A 20694-nucleotide genomic window follows, 5' to 3' on the forward strand; every position below is an offset into this window, starting at 1 on the left:
ACTTTTTACTGGTTTACTGTGCCCAAAGAATCAACCTTGGTTCATAAGGTCCAGAAAGGTATTTGTGATATGGCAACACTCGCAAAGACAAGCCTTGCAAACCAGAGGTTGTATAGATAATATCAGCCGTGTAAATACTTAGCCCGTCCTGATTTTCCCCTTGATAATCCATCACCACAGGCACACCGTTGACAATCTCGCCGTTGGCGTCAATAGCTCCTTGGTAAAGTTCCAACCGCACATCTTTGTCGGTCAAAGTTGCTAAATCAACGACCGCTTTGACGCTAACAGTCTGGTTAACCTCAATATCTGAATCAGAAGATATGTTAATATCCTTGATTTTTATATCGTTCCAGTGTGCTGTCAGATTTTCTTTCCAAGTAGCTAATTCTTTCGCTGGGGCGTATTCATTGGCAGTCAGAGTATGGTAGCGATCGCTTGCGGGAAAATAAGCCCGTTCTGCATATTCGCGCACCATCCGTGCCGTGTTAAAGAATGGGCAGTTCAACCGAATTGCATCTTTCATTTTAGCAATCCAGTGACGGGGCAAGCCATCCACATCTCTGTCATAGAACAGAGGCACGACTTCCTTCTCCAGAATGTCGTACAACGCGTTTGCTTCTATCTGGTCTTGGTAAGTGGGATCGTCATACATTTCCCCGTGTCCGATCGCCCAACCTGTTCGGACATAATTAGCTTCATCCCACCAACCATCTAGTACGCTCAAGTTCGGCAAACCGTTCATTGCTGCCTTCATACCGCTTGTACCAGAAGCTTCTCGAGGACGACGTGGTGTATTTAACCATATATCGCAACCCGCAACCATCAATCTAGAGATATAGATATCGTAGTTGGGAACAAATACGATTTGCTTTTCCAAGCCTTGTTCGCGGATGAAGCGATTGATTTCGCGGATAAGTTCTTTACCTGGAATATCTTTGGGGTGTGCCTTACCAGAAATCACGAATTGAACTTTGCGGTTTTTATTGCCCAACAAAATTTGCTTAATCCGCTCAACATCCCGCATCCAGAGGGTGGCGCGTTTGTAGGTGGCAAAGCGACGGGCAAAGCCAATGGTAAGTACTTTCGGGTCAAGAACTTCTTGTGCTTGGGCAATTTCTACAGGAGAAGCACCGCGATCTTGCAAATGCTTCACCAAACGGTCCCTGACGTACATAACCATGTCCAAGCGACAGCGTTCGTGATTGCGCCACAACTCCTCCTCGGGGATCGCGTCCATTCTTTCCCATAGAGGGTGATCGCTTGGTACGGATGACCAGCTTGGACCTAAGTAGCGATCGTACAGTTCTTGAGTTGATTTAGCCACACAACTACGGGCATGGACACCATTTGTAATGGCAGAGATTGGGACTTCCTCAACGGGGACGTTTTGCCACAACCCTTTGAACATTTGCCTTGAAACCACACCATGCAGTTGTGCCACACCGTTTGAAAATGTTGCCATTTTCAATGCCAGCACTGCCATACTAAAAGGTGTAGATAAATCACCGGGATTTTCTCGTCCCAAGGCTAAAAATTGCTCTTTATTTAAACCAAAAATATCTGCGTAGTATCCCAGATAGTACAAAACTTTATCTGGAGAAAACAAGTCAATTCCCGCAGGTACTGGTGTGTGGGTAGTAAAGATATTACTAGAAGCTACTACTTGTTTTGCTTCGACATAACTCAATCCTTCTTCCTGAATCAGGATGCGGATACGTTCCAAAGCAGAGAAAGCCGCATGACCTTCATTCATATGGTAAGCAGTGACATTATACCCAAGCGCTTTGAGCATTCGGACACCACCGATCAAATGCCCCCATTCATCGTCACCTACAACAATGTCACCAGTAGCAGTGTTGTATTTGGCGTGTAAAGCGTCTAACGGCGATTGAGTGTGCTTGAATTTCTCTACTTTAGCACTTTGACGCATCATTGCAAACAGCAATCCCCGCATTAGCTTGACGACACTGTGCTCTAACTCGTAAGTTCTTCCGTTGTTATCATCAACCTTTCGGTAGGCTAGCGCTAACCCCCAGACAGCCAGAATACTGTAAACGTTATCACGTACCCAGGCATCAGTATAATCACCGTGGGCAGTTATCGCTGTACTCGCTGGTAGCAAACCAGTAATTGGGTTCTGACGACCAAGGATAATTGTCTTGATTTGTTGATAATAACAATCAAGGCGAGTTTGCAGTTGAGCAGCTGTTTTCATACGTGGTTCTTATCCAGGATTTGCGGAACAGCACCATTAGGCTGTGAAGTTAATCATGTTCAGCCAAGACCAAACAGGAGATCTAAAAGATATGTTTGACCGGGCAGTTTTTAGTCAGGGCTAATTTACTAATCTCCTACTAGCAGGCGTTCGCTTTTCTGTGATTGAGAAGAATATACTCTAAATTCAAGTTTTTTTCAAATCTTAATCAGCAAGCCGCCTACTTTATCTTTATCTTTATACTGAGTCTGTTATCTATATATCAGGACAAAATTATTAAGTAAGTAGCCCCTGTTCTTAGGAACAAGCCAAATTGATTCCCAGTCGAAAAGAGCTAATAATCAACCAAATACATATAAAGGAAGTGTAGTATGTCTCTCCGCTATAATCAAAATCAATCTCCACTGGTTAAAGTCGTTTATACCCAAGTGAAAGTCAATGGCAAAACCGAACTGGTTCCACTAGAGTTATATGCTGATGGCTCTCTCAAGAGAAGTGTTGCATAAATTCAGTTGTAAATTGTAGAGAGTTGCATATAAAATTTTCACAGGATGGAAAAGCCATTATTCACTAACCACTGTACGGGCGGGTTGACTTAAGTGTATTCTGACTGCTATAAGCGAGAGATCTTACGTAAACTTGCCCACATTATCCACTAACCTATAAAATTAAATAAATATTCCTCCTCGCGCACCCCCCGAGAGCGAAAAGCTTAGGGGGTTTCTCTGTCTTATTAGTTAAACTCTCGAACGCAAAGGTTTATGTCATGTTTTGTGGTAACTAATATGGCAAAATGCATCATGTTTGGCGAACAGATAAAAATTTAGGTTTTGAATTGTCCGGAAAAGATTGAGCATTACCTGAAGGTGTTAAAAATGAGTTGGCTCCTACCCACAACCGAGTTAATTTAAATGGGAGTTGATAATTCAATTGTAGTTGTAAGACTTACATGGGTGAAAAAAATCACAATTGCACCTCAACTAGGGTAATATTATAATTGATTTTAATTGGTAGTGAGGTCTTTCCAAAAGCTTTAATTCTAAGATTAGCAGCTGTAGTATTGAAGGATTCACATCAACAAAAAACCTTCAAAGCTGCTGGTAAAAACTACAGCAGATTGACAAAATCGGCGAACAATGAACAGTCAATAGCACCTGCTGTACTCACTTAAGGCGTAGGCAAAAACCTTACCCAAATCAGATGCCTGTTGATGGGGATCGCGATTGAATGCTTTTAGCGGGCTTGGTCTTTGCTGACGACGTGCTTCCTTCAGGCTAGCTCTCTCATGCGGCTTTACAATACAAATCGTCGTTTTAAGCCAGTTTGTAGGGCTGATATATGTCAGGCATTTTCCCTATTTTCTCAACGAACGTCATGGAGTTCCGTATGATTACACAATCTTTATTTTTATTTCAAAACAAAGGCTACTTGAGGATTTGTAAGGATTTTAACATTAAACGTTTGCCAAAGAAATTCACGGATGGGCTTGACATAGATAGTGACAGTAGTAGAATCTACTCAAATCAACCGGCATCAGGGCGATAAGTTCAGTTGAGTGAAATATCACAAGTTCCCTATACTGACTTTAAGCATCTACCGGATTACACCATTCCGGGTTAGTATTATGACTTAGCGATGCCATTGATTGGTAATCGATGTTGATTTTCTAAGGATTTATGGACCAGAGTCCACAAGACGGCAGTACCAACCTCCTCTGAGCTGGCGAGATTGTCTCCCAGCGCGGGGGAGGCATTAGGAGGTTTTATGATGCTCACCGAGGATATTCGCAATTCAGTAATTGACATTGCAGACCTCAACCAGTTGAAGCTGGATTTGAACGGTCTGCAGCCTGTTGATGCGGGAGACTACATCGCACAATTGCCCAAGAAACAAAGGGCGATCGCGTTCCGCCTACTCAACAAACGCCAAGCGATCGACGTATTTGAATATTTACCGCCAGAGGTACAGGAAGACCTGATTAACTACCTGCATGACATTCAGGTCGCCCAGATTGTAGAGGCAATGAGCCCTGATGAACGGGCGGAATTGTTTGATGAACTGCCAGCCGGAGTTGTCAAACGGCTGTTGCAAACACTTAGCCCAGAACAGCGTCAGGCAACGGCAACAATTTTGGGTTACCCCGAAGGCACCGCAGGAAGGGTGATGACCACGGAATACGTGCGCTTGCGAGAAGGATTGACTGTCGGGGAAGCCCTAAGCAAAATCCGCCTTCAAGACAAAGACAAAGAGACAATCTACTACGCTTATGTGACAGACGATAACCGCAAGCTGGTGAGTGTGGTCTCGCTGCGACAATTGCTGTTTACCTTCCCCGATGTCTTGATACGCGATATTGCTAGCGATCGCGTTGTCAGAGTCAAAACGGAAATGTCTCAGGGACAAGTCGCTCGAATCATGAAGCGGTATGACCTGATTGCCATACCCGTGGTAGACCGAGAAGAACGACTCGTCGGAATTGTCACGATTGATGATGTCATAGACATTTTGGAGGAAGAAGCCACAGAAGACATTCAAAAATTGGCAGGTGTGAGTGGCGGTGATGAAGGTGCTTTGTCGCCACCCCACGTGACCATTCGCAAGCGCTTGCCTTGGCTATTGGCAAATATAATCTTGTACATTGGTGCCGCTAGTGCCATTTCGCCCTTTCAGGCAGTCATTTCTCAAGTGCCGGTGTTGGCAATTATCATGCCAATTTTGGCCAATAGTAGTGGCAACGTCGCTTTCCAAGTTGTATCCGTGACGGTTCGAGGTCTTGGTGTAGGTGAGGTGACACCAAAGGACACAATTCCACTTCTCCGCAAAGAGATTATGGCAGGTGCGGGTACAGCGATCGCATTAGGTCTAGCCCTTGGGACACTCTCCCTAATTTGGTCACCTCCCCAAGAACGTTGGGTATCGGTAGTCGCTGGAACGGTGATGATTGTGAACGTCTTGCTTGCTGCTACCTTAGGAACATTGTTACCAATGGGTTTGAAACGAATAAACCTAGATCCCGCCTTAATAAGTGGTCCGTTAATGACCACAACCTTAGATGCATTAGGGTTTTTTACGTTCCTATCGATGATTTCCTTCGCCCTCCATCTCTTCAAATAACTGTTGTAAATTGGGTTGTAGTTTGTAGGTAGGGCACTGCCCACCATCATTCAATTGCTAGGTTGTAGGGTGGGCACTGCCCACCTTTGTTCTTAGTAGTAGGGTGGGCACTGCCCACCATTATTCAATTGCTAGAGCATAGCCCTACCTACATGACTGAGAGATTTTTCAAGAATGATTGAATAGTGCTGTATGATACAAATCCATCAATTTTTAGCCAATTAGTTATAGTAGAAACAATACAAGCAAAAGATATTGATTTACGTTACTTAATTGATAACTTTGGAATTCAGTTAGTTTTAGACCATCGGTTCTTCCACAAATACCAAGAAGATTTACCAGAAATTACAAATTTAGACAAACAATTATTAGATAAGGTAAAAGTTGGTTATTTCAATCTTCTCAACTATCCTCCCTTACTGAAAGATGTTGTCATAATGGCAATTATCGATCCAATACTTTTTATTGGAGATTTTTACCTTAATGCTTTTTATGTAAGGTCAGAAGGGTCTGTAGATATTGTAGTATCAGATGGGGATGTAAATATCAAAGGTAGAATTGATACATTAGTTTTTAGAGACAAATTATGGGTAATGATTATTGAGTCGAAAAAAGCTTCGTTTTCCATTGAAGAAGGACTAGCACAAATTCTTGCTTATATGTTAGGTAGCTCTAATTCAGATAAACCTTGTCTTGGCACGATTGCTATCGGTAGCGAGTTTTTTTTGTTAAATTAGTTAAGAGAAATTCACCTCGTTACGCCTTATCAAGAGGATTTTTGATGCGTAATCTAGGTAACGAATTATATGAAGTACTTCATATACTTAAGCATCTCACTTAGCTAGTAAATGCTTAAATTTAAGCGTACACACGAGTAACGGTAATGTTGTTGCTGATTTAGACTCGATCCACTAGAATTCGCTGTTCGCGGCAAGTACGTTCGTAAGTTGCATTTAACTCCACGGGCAAACAAAGCCCTCCACGCAGGCAAAGCGGTAAGGTTGGCAGTGAATCACCGATGCTTAGGGGTTCTTGCCAAATATCCAAGCTCGATTTTCCAAAGCGTTCTACAACCCTATAGGCAACGGCATACAACCTTGTACCGAGTAAAAAACCTGTAATGCCTTCAGAAGGTTGCGGAGAATTTTTGGCTATTTGAGCTATCAGGGCATCGTGTAAATTTGCATTTCTGGTAGTAACAACATCGACTACCACAAGTCCAATTCCTTGCTGAAGGTAAGTTTGACACTTTGCTACAAACGCATTTTGGTGGCTTGGTCGATCCTTATTAGCAGGGCTCACAAGTTCAATCGCTCCTGCCAAAATCGGTCCTGCCTCACTGTTAAAAATACTAATTTCAACTGATTCACCCGCAGGCTGAAAAGACAAGGTTTGCGATGGTGTTGGTGGTTTCCATTGAACTGGGGTGTCAAGGGAATCAACTTCAGTCTTTTCCGTTTCCTCAAACGCAGCAACATCGATTTCAATGCCAAACTGTACATTTGGTTCTGCAAAATATCCCTGTGGAAGCCGCAGGTTCAAATCTGAGGAAATGTAGGTTGCCCAAGCATTGTGAAAAGCGTGCCAATGCCGACGCATACTGAGTGGAGGATGAAAGTGATCCAATAAAACCATGTCACGCGATCGCACTTTTTACTCTTTAGTATAGAAAATTTTTGTAATCAATGTAAATTTATAAGGCTTGTTCAATCTGATAATGGGCAAAAAATGAGTTTCCTACAAGCTTTATCTGCAATATAAGGACAAACTACTAGGAGCAATTCTGCAGCAGCTTATTGTGAAATTCTCCTGAATTTTACAAGAATCTGTCGGGTCTTAGAAAGAAGAAATCCCAGAAGTAAGTAAGTCGGTGTAAATATTTGTTACTGCTTAGTAGTTACGATGCATGCGTTCGCTGCTCTTGCGTGCCGCAGGCTAGACAGCGCTACTACGAGCCAAATTTAAAGATTTTACTTTTCGTTACATAGTTTAGTTTTTCTCACTGACTTACTTAATTTTGGGAATCCCACGCGCTTTTAGCCTTAACCTTCGCGGATTCGGGCAAACAGGGGAATTTGGGAGGGGTTATCATCGGGATGCAGCCTAAACTGACTGGTACTTCAGCACCCTTATCAGACTTACCCCGTCGCTATCCAGATACTGGATTTTACAATAAAATCAACGGCAACATGAGCATTACGCCTGGTTTGATTTGGCTGACCGCACCAAATCACAACAATCAGAATGGTGACATTTTTTTTGGAGTAGTGAGGACTACCTTCCATATCTGAAGAAAGGCTCAGGTATAAGTCATTAATTCGCCTTTATGCAAGTACATAATATTACTTATTGTATAAAGTTTGCTTTAAGGATATTGCAAAAATAATGACTTTATCTGAGAATACTTACGTAGATAATATTTCTCAGTAAAAAATGTAAATTGACAAACAATTCAAGTATTGAGTAATTAACTTTTGACATTGCAACAGCACATAGGGCTGAAACGAGATAGTTTGCAGTCTATGTTTTTGTATAATTATTTCAGCTTATGGAGTGAGAGAGAAATGTAGGAAAGTGCAACACAGGTAGGAGAAAACCCAGCCCCTCCTTTGAGTTATATGTGGTGAAAAGAAATATCTATAGAAAAAGTATAAACCGACTTTCAATTTTTTGTTATCCAGTGTGTAGCTACAAGTAATGTGAAAGGTTAATAAATGGTTAACAGTTCCCCTCAAACCCAAGTTTACTGCACTCGTCCAAGCTGCGACAACCCTACAAATATTATTTCTGAAGAATTCCTTGCTCCTGGTTCTCAGAGATTTTGCTCTTGCTGCGGAATGCCTTTGATTTTGGGAAACCGTTTTCTACCATTACGGCTATTGGTTCCACATGAATATCAAGGCGGATTTGGTAAAACTTTTTTAGCACAGGATTTGAATTTTCCCCATCGTCCACTGCGTGTAATCAAACAGCTGTATCCTCAAATTCCTCCTGGACGCTTAAATCTAACACCATCGGAGTTGGAGCATATTCAAGAATTATTTAAGCGCGAGGCTAGGATTCTATCAGAATTTAGGCATTCACAAATTCCTAGAGCTTGGGCATATTTTGTGGCAGAAGTTCCACCCGATTTACGGTATCTATCTGTTTACGAAACAGGTCATCGCCAAAGTTTTTTTTACTTAGTGCAAGACTACATCGAAGGTCAGAATTTAGCTCAGGAGCTACGACAGGATGGGCGATTTTCTGGTAGAGATGTTATTAATCTGCTGCAACAAATTTTACCTGTACTGGATTACATTCATAATTTCCGAACTAAAGACTTTGAGGGAGTTTTACATAGAGATATCAAGCCTTCCAATATCATGCGATCTCATCACAATAACAGCGATGGGAAGAACCTATACTTGATAGATTTTGGTGCAGTTAAGCAAGTAGTCGTTAAAGGAATACCTGTCGATTCATCATGTGTACTCGGAACCCCTACCTTTGCATCACCTGAGCAAATTGCTGGTAGAGAAATATCTGCTGCATCTGATTTGTATTCTCTAGCTGCAACTTGTGTTTGTTTACTCACAGGTGAAGAGCCATCTGAGCTTCGTAGTGGAGATAGCTGGAATTGGAAACCATATGCCAATGTAAATGAAAATCTTGCACGCATTTTAGACAAGATGCTGTCGTGTAAGCAAGAAGAACGGTATCAATCAGCAAGAGAGGTTCTTGAGGCTTTGTCTGCAATATCAGCATCACGATTTCCAGATCCCGTTGCGCCTTTTACAAACCCTTCATCAACACCACCAATACCTCCGAAACCTTTGCTAACTCCACAACTAGCAAATACAATAGCCCCACATTTTTTGGAAAGGCTTAGACGAAGGTACATACAATGTCTTAGACAAATGCCTAGATTACCGTATTGGATAAGTTTAGGCTTTCTAGCTTTGTTAGCGGTTGCAATTACTGTTATATTACATCCATTGATAAAAGATCGTCAACCATCATCAACTTCAAATCCAAAACAAGTACCAACATCTGAAAACGAACGATCGCTTACAGCCGAATACTTTAGCAGGGGAGAAAATGCTCTAATTGCTGATGCACAAGAATTTTCCACCATTCCAGAATGCCAAAAAGCTTATGATTTCAAGAAACAAGGAATGGAAGCTTTTGCAAAGGCCACTTCTGCCATAGCTTTCAAAAAAGCTGAAGAGTCTTTTAAAGAAGCTATAAATCAATTTAGAAAAGTTCCTGTTAGGAATATGTGTAAAGTCGATCCAGAAACATGGATTTACTATTACAATTCCAAAATTGCTCAAACTACATCTGGCAGTGCAATCCCAACAATAGCAGTTGTTATTCCAGGGAGTTCTGAGTCTGTTAGGAGCGCTCAAGAAATACTGCGTGGTATTGCCCAAGTTCAACACGAGCAAAATCAAACTCAAGGTAGACCAATATTGCAAATTCTAATTGTAAAAGAAAATACTAACACGGAAAATATCAACACAAAAAATACCAAGATAATAAGCGAAATTCAACAAGTTGCTGAGCAGATCTCTGAGAATAAAATTCCAGGCGAGCTCCAGTACTTTAGTGGTAGTAATATATTAGGGGTCATTGGTCGTCATACAAGCAAATATATTTGGGAAGTAGGAGATATTTATGGAAAACATCGACTTGTTCTGATTTCACCCACAAGTACCGCTATCAGGACACCTAATCCTTACTCCAACAGACCAAATTTGAATCCATACGTTTTCCGCACAGCCTCTAATGATTCTATTGCAGCTGGAGATTTAGCTGACTATATGTGGGATGGTCTTAGAAAGAGGAAAGTATTGATTGCTTTTGAATCTGGCGAGCCTTATAGCGAGTCTTTAAAAGGAGAATTTGAAAAGAATCTGATAAATGATAAAGAAGCAAATAACCAAAATATTCTAGATTGTGATTTAAAACGATACGATCCAAAAACTTGTGTCAGTAAGGCACGAAACGAAAACGTAGAGGCGTTGATGTTGTTTCCTAGCAGTACAACTTTAGAAGCAGCACTAGAAATTGCTCGACTAAATTCTCAATCGGGAAATTCAAAGTTACCAATTCTAGCAGGAGATGTTTTGTATGACAAAAAGACTTTAGATGACCTTGGGGATGCTGCTAAAGACATGGTGGTTGCTGTGCCTTTTCATGTAAGCCTTAGTAACACTAATTTCCAGAAAAAAGCCCTAGAGCTATGGGGAACAAAAAATGTGAGTTGGAGAACGCTTACTGCGTATGACGCAGCACAAGCATTGGTTGCAGCTTTGACTGAGCTTGCACAACAAGGAAACAGTAATCCAAGCCCTCAAGATGTATACGAAATATTAAAAGCTCAAACTTTTTCAGCACCAAGTGCTACTGCAGCGAAAGTAGAATTTGATGATGAACACGATCGCGAAATAGTCAAAAATGTTGGTGTTTTAGTACGAGTTAATGTTAATCAGAATACTGGGGATAGTAGTAAAGATGAATATGGCTTTACCCTCCAGGAAATACCAAGACGAAAGAATTAATAGGACAAAGTTGTATAAATCACATTTCCGGTCAAAAGTGTACAGACTATTGTTGTAACAGTAGGATTTTTTATCAACAATTAATATCTGATTTATGCATAAAAGACAGCGTTTAACTCTCAAAGTTTCCGAAAGAGGAAAAATTTTAATCAAGGAAGCTAGGATTCAAAAAATTGAACAAGCCAGAAAGGAAAGAATTGAGGCGCAAGGAAAGATTGAAAAGGCTTGGAATATGGATGAAATCTTTCTTAAAGAAGCAAGTCAGATTTTAGAACCAGATAAAAATTGGGATAATATTCCAGAAGACCAATATGCTGTATCCTTTGCAACTTGGAGACGCTTTCGGGAAGCAAAACAACCCATTAATAGTGTTACTTTCATGGCTTTTTGCAAAGTTTTGAACTTAAACTGGGAAGATGTAGCAGAAAATGACGCAGATCGTTGTAGAAATCTGAGCGAAGCACCTCCCCTTTCTAATTTTTATGGTCGCGAACGAGCGTTAGCTAAACTTAAGAAATGGCTCATTCAAGAACGCTGCCGATTAGTTCTTGTTTACGGAATGGGGGGAATTGGAAAAAGCGCTTTAGCTCGTCAGTTAGTACACAAAATTGCCGATAAATATGATTACTTAATCTGGCTTTCTTTAGAATCAGCGCCTCCATTTCAACAACTTCTGAAAAAACTGGTGCAATTCTTATCTAAGGGTGAAAAAGAAGAAGGCGACCTAGTCCAAGTTATGCAGTATTTGCATTATCAAAAATGTTTAATAGTGCTGGATGATTGGGAAGAAATAACAGGAGATGATAATGAAGATTATACAAGCTATAGCGTATTTGTAGAGAGAGTTGCTAAAGAAGCCCACAAAAGCAGTTTGTTATTACTTAGTAAAAGACGAACTCATAATATTGAAATATTAGAAGGAGAATTAGTCCGTTTAAAAGGATTGGGAGCTTTAAGTTATGAAGAAGCAAAAGAACTTTTAATAGCAGAAGGTCTTTCTGGCACAGATAGGGAACTAGAGGTATTTAGCAGGCGTTATAGCAACCCGTGGATACTTAAGAGAATTGCACAAAGTGTTCATACTGTATTTCAGGGTAGCCTATCAGAATTTATAGATTTATCGATTTTTATTGATGATGTAATAATTGAATTCTTAGATAAGCAATTTCAAAAACTTTTAAAAGATGAAACAAATATCATTTATTGGGTAGCTCTCAGACGCAATTCAGCTTTATGGAATCAATTACTAAAAGATAGCCATCAATTTTTATCCGATTATCAGTTAATGCAAATTCTAAATGATTTAATAGGAAGGCATTCCCTACTTGCTAAAAATACAGAATATCTTCCAATAATCTACACATTAGATCCAGTCATTTTAAAGTATACTACCAACCGCTTTGTTCAAGAAAATTATCAAGAAATTATTCAAGCTGTTAAAAGTAAAAATATTAAGGGTTCTGAACTGTTTATTACTCATAGTTTCATTACAGAATATCCAAAAGATGAGGAACTTAACCAGGAGCAAATGAGACGGATTGTGAAACCCATTCACAAAATGCTGTTAGCTGAGTTGCGTAGTCAACAGCAACTGGAAAATGAACTGAGGAAAGTTCTGTCTCTATTAAAAGATAAAGGTTTTTCCCAAGGGTACGCACACCAAAATATCTCACACCTGATTTTGGCTTGTGAACAAATCTAATTTGGGTTCGTTTAGACTGACCTTCGAGCCCCTTTTGCTACAATAGAGACTATATCGGAAATATGGCAGTCGCCTTGGATGGTTTATTGACCCTGATGACCTCAGTATCCTAGTATTTTTGCCAGAGCAATAGCCATTGCTTCTCCAGGGAGAAGATTCTTTACCTGTGTTACCAAAAAATGTCCTGATGTTTTTTCATTTTCTAATCCCGGTCGTTTAAGAATTTCTATTCAGCAACTTTATGAAGGAGGTGTGAGCGACCCACGGAACCCTTATCTACAAAAAATGTTTCAAATATTAGGCTTAGGAGAGAAAGCTGGTTCCGGTTTTGGCAGAATTATTCGCGCTTGGAAAGAACAGCAATGGTTAATTCCGTTAGTATCAGAAAAATTAGACTTAGAATTGACATCCATTACCTTACCAATGGTGAGTTTAATTCCTGAAGAAGTTGAGCGAGAACTAAAGGAGATTGTTGGGCATAATTATTGTGAGCTAACAGAGTTAGAACGGATTATTCTAGTACTGGCACATAAATTTGGTAGTATTTGTAACAAAGATATACAGTGCTATCGTAGAGAACATCCCAGAGATATAGGCGAATGCCTTAAGCATTTAGTCAACAAAGGTTGGCTTGAAAGTTCTGGTCGTGGTCGTGGCACATACTATACCCTATTAAACAAAGAAACATCTAATTTGCGTTCACTCCTACCGAACTCCGAGCATAACGAGTCGAACTCCGAGCATAACGAGTCGAACTCCGAGCATAACCAGGAAAGCTCTGAGCGTAATCACGCTTTATCCTGGCTAGAATTAGTTGCACCTATCAGAGATAAAAAACGGGTTAGTCCAGAGTTGATGCAGGATACCATTCTCAAGCTTTGTTCAAAAGAGTATCTACTCCTCAAAACACTAGCCGAATTGCTAAACCGTAGTCCAGATACACTTCGGACTCATTACATCAACCCGATGTTAGAGTCAGGGCGACTAGAACTCAAATATCCCGAGCAACCAAATCACCCACAGCAAGCATATAAAACGGTAACTTTACCAAAAACCTAAATCTTACCTGTACTCTTAAAATTTAAATGTGAGATTAGCAGCTTCAACGCTCCGATGGTATTTGTCTGAGCGATCGCGTGTTTCAGAAAAAAGGTTTCTAGTTAGTTTTAAGAACTAACTGTAACTTTCTCAACAATTCATCTGATGTGTAAGGCTTTGATAAAAAGCTTGTGATGTTCTGACCAAATATCTGAGCCATCTGAGAAATCCACACCAGACCGCTGATACCAATAATCTTAACATGGGGATTGATTTTTTTTAACACCCCAATGGATAAGAATTTCTTAAACCCAACTGAACAGTCAAAATATACAGGGGAATCATCACGATTTGGAAAGGAATCATAATCGTGGAAACAACCGCAACAAAAATCCAGTCTCTTCCAGGAAATGACAGTCTTGCGAGTGGGTAAGCAGCTAAAGCACAAAAAACTAAATTTAAGCTTACAGTTAGCACCGCCACCAAAGTACTGTTAAACAGGTACTGTCCAAAAGGGTTGGTTTGCCAAACAGTGACAAAGTTATCAATAGTTGCTTGGCTTGGCAGCAACTGCGGTGGCGACTGAAAGATATTTTCCGTTGGGGATTTTAACGCCGTGCTTATTAGCCAAAATAGGGGGAACAACGTTGCCAGTGCTATGATTGCCAATAGCCCATATGTTCCTAACTGATTTTGAATTTTAGCATTTGTCATATGTTTGGGGTTATAACCAACAATGGGTGGAATTTATTTAGAGAATTAGTGCGATCGCTGCAACAAAAATATACAAACAAACTATTAACCATTTATTTTGCATCCAATTTTTCTTAGGTTATATTAAAACCTCCACAGCTTTAAAAAATTATAGCCTTGGTCTTCGACTTCTAGGTTCCCGGCTTCTCCAAGAAATAGGGGATCTAATCGGATGAAGAAACAGGACAAGTATGAATATGAGAAAAATTAAAATTCTTTCTACAGGAAAATATCTGCCTAAAAAGCAAGTGACAGCCAAAGAACTGGAAATCAGCCTGGGTTTAGAGGAGGGATGGATTGGGAAAAAATCGGGAGTTCTAGTCCGACATTTTGTGGAAGATGAAACAGCATCAGTGATGGGGGCTTATGCTGCTAAAAATGCCTTGGAAGCAGCTGGTTTATCTTTAAGTGATATTGATTGTTTGATTTGTACCAGTGGTAGCCCGGAACAAGCAATTCCCTGTACGGCAGCACTGATTCAAGAACAGCTAGGTGCCCTTGATTCTGGAATTCCTGCTTTTGATATTAACTCTACCTGTCTCAGTTTCATCGTTGGCTTAGATATGGTGTCTTATCTTGTGGAAGCAGAAAGATACCAGCGAGTGTTGATAGTAGCCACGGAAGTCGCAGCAGGTTTGAACTGGCAAGATAAAGAAAGCTGTACGTTATTTGGTGATGGTGCAGCAGCAGCAGTGATTGAGAAATCTCAAACACAAGAGACTTCCCATATACTATCTGCCCGCATAGAAACTTACAGCCGGGGCGCACACTTAACCGAGTGCAGGGGCGGAGGTAGCAAGCATCATCCCAAAGACTATGCTGATAATCCAGAATATTTTCTTTTTAAGATGGATGGCAAAGCTGTTTATCGGCTGGCTTCTGAGATAATGCCAGATTTCGTCCAGCGCCTGCTTCAGGATGCAGGGTTAAAAATGGCGGATTTAAAAATGGTAATTCCCCATCAAGCTAGCTTAATGGCAATGCGGCTTATGCGTAAGCAATTGGATCTTCCAGAAGAAAAAGTTATGGTTATTGCCCACAATCACGGTAATACCATAGCCGCATCTGTTCCGATGGCACTGCATGAAGCCATTACTCAAGGCAAAATCCAACGGGGCGATCGCATTATGCTTTTAGGTACATCAGCAGGATTTTCCATTGGAGGCATAATCCTTGAATACTAATATCTTGCTAACGGGAGGACGTGCCCCAATAACATTAGATTTAGCCAGACTTTTATCAGCAGCAGGTTGCAAAGTTTTTGTTGCAGACAGTATAAAACATCATCTTTGTACTGCTTCGCGTGCTGTGGTCAAAAATTTCTTGGTTCCTCCGCCAAAGTTTAACCCGACTGGCTACATCAAAACTTTGGTAGAGATTATCAAAGAAGAAAAAATTAGCTTACTGATACCTACCTGCGAAGAAATTTTTTATATTGCCAACGGGCTTGCTCAACTGACTCCTTATTGCCAAGTTTTTGCTGAACCACTGGAAAAACTGAATAGATTGCATAACAAATGGCAGTTTATTTGTCGCGTACAACAGATAGGCTTGGTAGCACCACAAACTTGGTTAGTCAACTCTCATCAAGACTTACTGGATGTTTTCAATTTGCCCAGTCCAAAAAAGATAGTCTTAAAGCCCGTTTATTCTCGATTTGCCAGTCATGTTCGTATATTATCGAAACCTATTAGTGAAATACCCTACTTAGAAATTAATTCAAATAAAGCTTGGGTTGCCCAAGAATTTATTTCTGGAAAGCATTATTGTACTTATAGTATTGCCCATCAAGGAAAGGTACTTGCTCACGCCGTTTATCCTACAGTATTTACTGCTGGAAAAGGTTCTTGTATTTATTTTGAGTCTATAGCTCATCCCGGACTTTTGGAATGGGTGAAAACTTTTGTTGAAGCTGAAGAATTTACGGGGCAAATTGCTTTTGACTTTATAGAAGCAGAAGATGGAACCTTATATCCTTTAGAATGCAACCCCAGGGCTATTAGTGCCATTCATTTATTTAACAGTTCGGACAGATTAGAGAGAGCCTTTTTCAACAAGACAAATATTATTATTCAACCTCAAGTTGAGCAAAGAGCCATGATAGCTATGGCAATGATTGTCTATGGTTTGGCTTCGGCTATAAGTTCGAGAAGATTGGGTAGTTGGTTAAAAATATTTACGAGTACCAAAGATGTTGTTTTCCGTTTATCCGATCCTTTGCCATTTTTTCATCTGTGGATAGTGCTTTTGCAATTTATACAAATGAGTCGAAAAAGTCAACAAACACTTCAGCAAGTATCGACACGGGATATTGAATGGGATGGTGAGGATCTCCCTATTCTAAAACAAGAGAAAAGCGAAGAGGGTGATGGAGAAATTTCTGTTTAAAAATTGGTATATAGCCTGTACTTCTCGTGAGTTAGGTCGAAAACCCATAGCAAGAACTGTACTGGGTATTCCGTTAGCTATTTTTCGAGGAAGCAATGGTAAACCCTCGGCTTTGTTGGATAAATGTCCCCATCGCAATGTTCCTCTTTCAAAAGGCTGGGTGAAAAACAACTATCTTATTTGTAAATATCACGGTTGGTGCTTTGATGAACAAGGTGTTTGTCGGGAAATACCGGGGCTTTGCCATCAAAATGAAGACCGACACAGAAATGCTGTTGCTTATCCTGTTATTGAGCAAGATGGTTTTATTTGGGTTTATTGCAAAGCTGACGAACTACCCAAATCTCAGCCTTACGAATTTCCTTGTTTGCGGCAAAAAGGGTTTTCCACATTTAGCAATCAGATGGAATGTGAAACAACCCTAGAAAACGCAGCCGAAAATTTTCTCGATGCAACCCATACTCACTTTGTTCACTCTGGCTTAATTAGGACAGACAAGCAACGCAAAGAAATTACTGTCAAAATCACTCGCTTTGAGAACATGGTAGAGGCAGTTTACCTAAATGAAGAAACCATTTCTGGGTTAATTTACAAATTATTAGCACCGGGATGCAACACAGTAATTTCTATTGGTCGCTTTATTTTGCCCAGTATTACCCAGTTAGAATATCGTACCGACAATGATAACTATAAACTATTTATTTCTCTTGTCTTAACTCCTGTCAAAGAAAACTTAACAAAAGCATATTGTATTGTTACTTTTCGCTGGGGGTTACCAAACTGGCTGGGAAAATTGATTGCCCAACCACTTTTTTATCAAGCAACAGGACAAGATAAGGCAATTTTGCAATTACAGACTTGGAATACCAATCGGTTTAAAGGAGAAGATTTTGTCTTGACAGAAATTGATGTTCTTAGACCCCACATTTTGTATTTATTGAAGCAAGCAGCAAATCAAAAAGACCCATCACTATTTGAAAAAACAATTAAGATGAAAATTTAAATATGTAGAGACGCGCCATGGCGCGTCTTCACAAAGAGTGGACACTACCAAATAAAAAATATCGCTAAATTTTTTGTGTTGCTTGTGTTGCTTGTGGTTCTTGTGTTGCTTGTGGTTCTTGTGTTTCTTGTGGTGCGGGCGTCCCCGCCCGCCACTCATATCGCCCATCCCACAATATGGAATAATTTACTTCTTAAAAATCCCTTAGCCCATACCTCTCAACTGCCAACCTAAATATTATTTCCCTTTCTTAGCGCCTTTGCATGAGCTTATCAACTTATAACCCTAAAAATGAACGTTATTCATCTTCTTTTAAAATCATCTAAAATAATTGTTGCGATCGCAATATTTGCAGGTTTAGTCAGTGGTGCTTGTAGTGCCAGACTTATTGCTTTAATTAACAGCGCTATTAACAGCAAAACAGCATTTTCATCCGTGCTCATCTGGAGTTTTATCGGGCTTGTCACGATTACAGTCACAAGCCGATTTATCTCCGAATTATTTTTGATTCATCTTTCCCAGAAAGTCATATTCGACACTCGATTGCTTCTGTGTCGTCGGATTGTAGAATCACCTTTACGTTTTATAGAAGAGTTAGGAATCCCCCGTTTGCTTGCTACCTTAACAGACGACATACAAGCAGTCTCGGATGCGGTAGCATTTATTCCCAGCCTCTGTATTGCTGGTGCTGTTGTCATTGGGTGTTTAGTTTATCTGATATATCTTTCTTGGATAGTCTTCTTAGGGTTTGTTGCTTTTTTAGTTATAGCAATATTAAGCTATGAGAAAATCACTCAAAAAGCCAAACAATCTTTAGAACTTGCGCGTGCGGAACAGGATAAACTTTTTACTCACTTTCGCGCCATAACTGAAGGAACAAAAGAACTTAAGCTGAATCAAAGAAGACGGGAAACTTTCTTTACTGAAGAATTGGAATGCACTATTACTCGTTCTCGTCATTATAACATTGATGGGATGACTGCCTTCACAATTGGTTTAACCTTGAGTCAACTTTTGTTGTTCCTTGTTATTGGGTTGGTTGATTTTGGATTACCAAGCGTGATGCAAATTGACCAAAGCATTTTGTCTGGCTATGCTTTAACGATCGTTTTTTTGGTAGTTCCCTTAGATGCCATCACAAGCATACTTCCTCGTTTAAGCAAAGCTAGTATTGCTTTACAAAAAATTGAATCCATTAGCCTAGCATTGGCAAGCCGTTGTGAGGAAAGCAAAACCTCTCCATCTCCTGTTAAATTTGAGCAGTTAAAACTTGAGGGTATTTCCCATGCTTACTTGGGAGAAGAACAAGAAAACAATTTTACTCTGGGTTCAATTGATTTAACATTTTTCCCTAAAGAATTAATATTTTTGGTTGGAGGAAATGGTAGTGGCAAATCCACTTTTGCCAAACTGATAACCGGGCTATATATTCCAGAGACAGGAAAAATTCTTGTTGATGGTAAGCTTGTGGACGACCAAAATAGAGACTGGTATCGCCAACACTTTTCCGCAGTTTTTTCCGACTTTTATCTTTTTGACAAACTGCTAGGTTTAGACTGCGACGAACTAGATAACCAGATACAGGATTATCTTGTTAAACTCCAGCTTGACAGCAAGGTAAAGGTCAAGGAAGGAAAGTTTTCTACAACAGCTTTGTCCCAAGGACAGCGCAAGCGCCTTGCTTTGCTGACTGCTTACTTAGAAGACCGTCCTTTCTATGTATTTGACGAATGGGCATCAGATCAAGACCCTGTATTTAAAGAAATCTTTTACACAAAGTTGTTACCAGAACTGAAAAGTAAAGGTAAAACAGTACTGGCAATTACCCATGATGACCGCTATTTTCATCTGGCAGATAGAATTCTCAAGCTAGACTACGGAAAACTAATATGAATGTTCTTGTGACTGGTGGTACGGGCTTTTTAGGAAAACATCTGGCGCTGAGGCTGCAATCCCTCTCTTATAACGTCAGCATATTAGGGCGCAACCAAAACATTGGTAAACAATTGGAAACAGAAGGATTCAAATTTTTGCCAGTTGATTTGCGAGACAAAGAAGCAACAGTTGCAGCGTGTCAGGGACAGGATTATGTATTTCATTGTGCTGCCCTATCTTCACCCTGGGGAAAATATCGGGATTTCTACGATGCTAATGTTTTAGCAACGCGGCACATCATCCAAGGTTGTCAGCAGTGGGGAGTGAAAAGACTGATTCACGTTTCAACTCCCAGTATTTATTTTAATTTTTGCGATCGCTTTAACATTTTTGAAACCGACCCATTACCCAAAATAGCAGCTAACGCCTACGCGGAAACAAAACTTTTAGCAGAACAAGAAATTGACCGCGCCCACCAGCAAGGTTTGCCAGTCATCACCATCCGACCTCGCAGCATTGTTGGTCCTGGCGACACAGCTATCTTTCCCAGATTACTTCAAGCCAGTTCCCGTACTGGTATTCCTCTGATTAATCAAGGTAAAGCTTGCGTTGATGTGACCTATGTTGACAACGTCGTTGATGCCTTATTGCTTTGTCAAAATGCCCCAGATACGGCATTGGGTAAAAAATTTAACATTACCAACGGGCAACCAATGGAGTTGAGAAATTTACTAGAAACCCTGTCCCATCAACTTGGTTATCCCCTGAAATTCAAACCCTACCCCTATAAAGCTGCTTACCTAGCAGCCACAGCAATGGAATTTTTATCAAAAACCATTTTCTTTGGAAAAGAACCCGTACTCACACGCTATAAAGTTGGGGTGTTAGCTTTTAGCCAAACTTTGGATATTACAGCAGCAAGAACAGAATTAGGCTATCAACCAAGAGTCAGCATAGAAGAGGGATTAAACATCTTTGCCCAATGGTGGAAGGAAAAAAAGGATGAAGGATAAAGGATAAAGGGTAAAGGATAAAGGGTAAAGGATAAAGGGTAAAG

Annotated in this window: 13 protein-coding genes and 3 pseudogenes; 13 read left to right on the forward strand and 3 right to left on the reverse strand. The window is 40.3% G+C overall.

Features of this window, described 5'->3' with window-relative positions; genetic code table 11:
* Positions 1 to 13: 13 nt before the first annotated feature.
* Positions 14 to 2218 (reverse strand): alpha-glucan family phosphorylase, encoded by a 2205-nt coding sequence (gene glgP, locus ACYRY3_RS17510; RefSeq protein ID WP_460202895.1) that lies wholly within the window; start codon positions 2216 to 2218, stop codon positions 14 to 16.
* Between the two features lie 371 nt (positions 2219 to 2589).
* Here glgP and ACYRY3_RS17515 point away from each other — a divergent pair, with 371 nt between their 5' ends.
* From ACYRY3_RS17515 to ACYRY3_RS17525, 3 genes are all read left to right on the forward strand, one after another.
* Positions 2590 to 2724, forward strand: coding sequence for a hypothetical protein (locus ACYRY3_RS17515; protein WP_460202896.1), 135 nt, complete (start codon positions 2590 to 2592; stop codon positions 2722 to 2724).
* A 1261-nt stretch (positions 2725 to 3985) separates the two neighbouring features.
* On the forward strand, positions 3986 to 5332 hold the full coding sequence (mgtE, locus tag ACYRY3_RS17520; RefSeq protein ID WP_460202927.1) for a magnesium transporter: 1347 nt from the start codon (positions 3986 to 3988) through the stop codon (positions 5330 to 5332).
* A 185-nt stretch (positions 5333 to 5517) separates the two neighbouring features.
* On the forward strand, positions 5518 to 6069 hold the full coding sequence (locus ACYRY3_RS17525) for a restriction endonuclease subunit R (RefSeq protein WP_460202897.1): 552 nt from the start codon (positions 5518 to 5520) through the stop codon (positions 6067 to 6069).
* A gap of 160 nt (positions 6070 to 6229) precedes the next feature.
* Here ACYRY3_RS17525 and ACYRY3_RS17530 read toward each other — a convergent pair whose 3' ends face one another.
* The gene (locus ACYRY3_RS17530; protein WP_460202898.1) at positions 6230 to 6982 is read right to left on the reverse strand and encodes a DUF4058 family protein; all 753 of its coding nucleotides are present in this window, start codon (positions 6980 to 6982) and stop codon (positions 6230 to 6232) included.
* A 401-nt stretch (positions 6983 to 7383) separates the two neighbouring features.
* Here ACYRY3_RS17530 and ACYRY3_RS17535 point away from each other — a divergent pair.
* The 5 genes and pseudogenes from ACYRY3_RS17535 to ACYRY3_RS17555 all read left to right on the forward strand — a co-directional run.
* Positions 7384 to 7623, forward strand: a pseudogene (locus ACYRY3_RS17535) (carbohydrate porin); the annotation flags it as partial.
* A gap of 423 nt (positions 7624 to 8046) precedes the next feature.
* Positions 8047 to 10878 carry a bifunctional serine/threonine-protein kinase/ABC transporter substrate-binding protein gene (locus ACYRY3_RS17540; protein WP_460202899.1) on the forward strand — a complete coding sequence of 944 codons (2832 nt, stop codon included), beginning with the start codon at positions 8047 to 8049 and terminating at the stop codon, positions 10876 to 10878.
* A gap of 94 nt (positions 10879 to 10972) precedes the next feature.
* Positions 10973 to 12580: an NB-ARC domain-containing protein gene (locus ACYRY3_RS17545; RefSeq protein ID WP_460202900.1), complete on the forward strand. Its 1608-nt coding sequence runs from the start codon at positions 10973 to 10975 to the stop codon at positions 12578 to 12580.
* 58 nt (positions 12581 to 12638) lie between these two features.
* Positions 12639 to 12710: pseudogene (locus tag ACYRY3_RS17550) on the forward strand (Uma2 family endonuclease); the annotation flags it as partial.
* 5 nt (positions 12711 to 12715) lie between these two features.
* The gene (locus ACYRY3_RS17555) at positions 12716 to 13639 is read left to right on the forward strand and encodes an ATP-binding protein (protein ID WP_460202928.1); all 924 of its coding nucleotides are present in this window, start codon (positions 12716 to 12718) and stop codon (positions 13637 to 13639) included.
* 273 nt (positions 13640 to 13912) lie between these two features.
* On the opposite strand, the pseudogene ACYRY3_RS17560 reads toward ACYRY3_RS17555, so the two are convergent.
* Positions 13913 to 14332 (reverse strand): annotated as a pseudogene (locus ACYRY3_RS17560) (carbohydrate ABC transporter permease); the annotation flags it as partial.
* Between the two features lie 236 nt (positions 14333 to 14568).
* Here ACYRY3_RS17560 and ACYRY3_RS17565 point away from each other — a divergent pair.
* From ACYRY3_RS17565 to ACYRY3_RS17585, 5 genes are all read left to right on the forward strand, one after another.
* A complete protein-coding gene (locus tag ACYRY3_RS17565) occupies positions 14569 to 15555 on the forward strand; it encodes a beta-ketoacyl-ACP synthase III (protein WP_460202901.1) in 987 nt (328 codons plus the stop codon).
* Entirely contained in the window at positions 15545 to 16759 is a 1215-nt protein-coding gene (locus ACYRY3_RS17570; protein WP_460202902.1) for an ATP-grasp domain-containing protein, read from the forward strand. The genes ACYRY3_RS17565 and ACYRY3_RS17570 overlap by 11 nt, the downstream gene beginning before the upstream one ends.
* A complete protein-coding gene (locus ACYRY3_RS17575; RefSeq protein ID WP_460202929.1) occupies positions 16740 to 17762 on the forward strand; it encodes a Rieske 2Fe-2S domain-containing protein in 1023 nt (340 codons plus the stop codon). Before ACYRY3_RS17570 ends, ACYRY3_RS17575 begins: the two co-directional genes overlap by 20 nt.
* 291 nt (positions 17763 to 18053) lie before the next feature.
* Positions 18054 to 19655, forward strand: a complete 1602-nt coding sequence (locus ACYRY3_RS17580; protein ID WP_460202903.1) for a cyclic peptide export ABC transporter — start codon at positions 18054 to 18056, stop codon at positions 19653 to 19655.
* Positions 19652 to 20650: an NAD-dependent epimerase/dehydratase family protein gene (locus ACYRY3_RS17585; RefSeq protein ID WP_460202904.1), complete on the forward strand. Its 999-nt coding sequence runs from the start codon at positions 19652 to 19654 to the stop codon at positions 20648 to 20650. Before ACYRY3_RS17580 ends, ACYRY3_RS17585 begins: the two co-directional genes overlap by 4 nt.
* The last annotated feature ends 44 nt before the right edge of the window (positions 20651 to 20694 follow it).

The organism is Scytonema sp. NUACC21, from assembly GCF_054684315.1.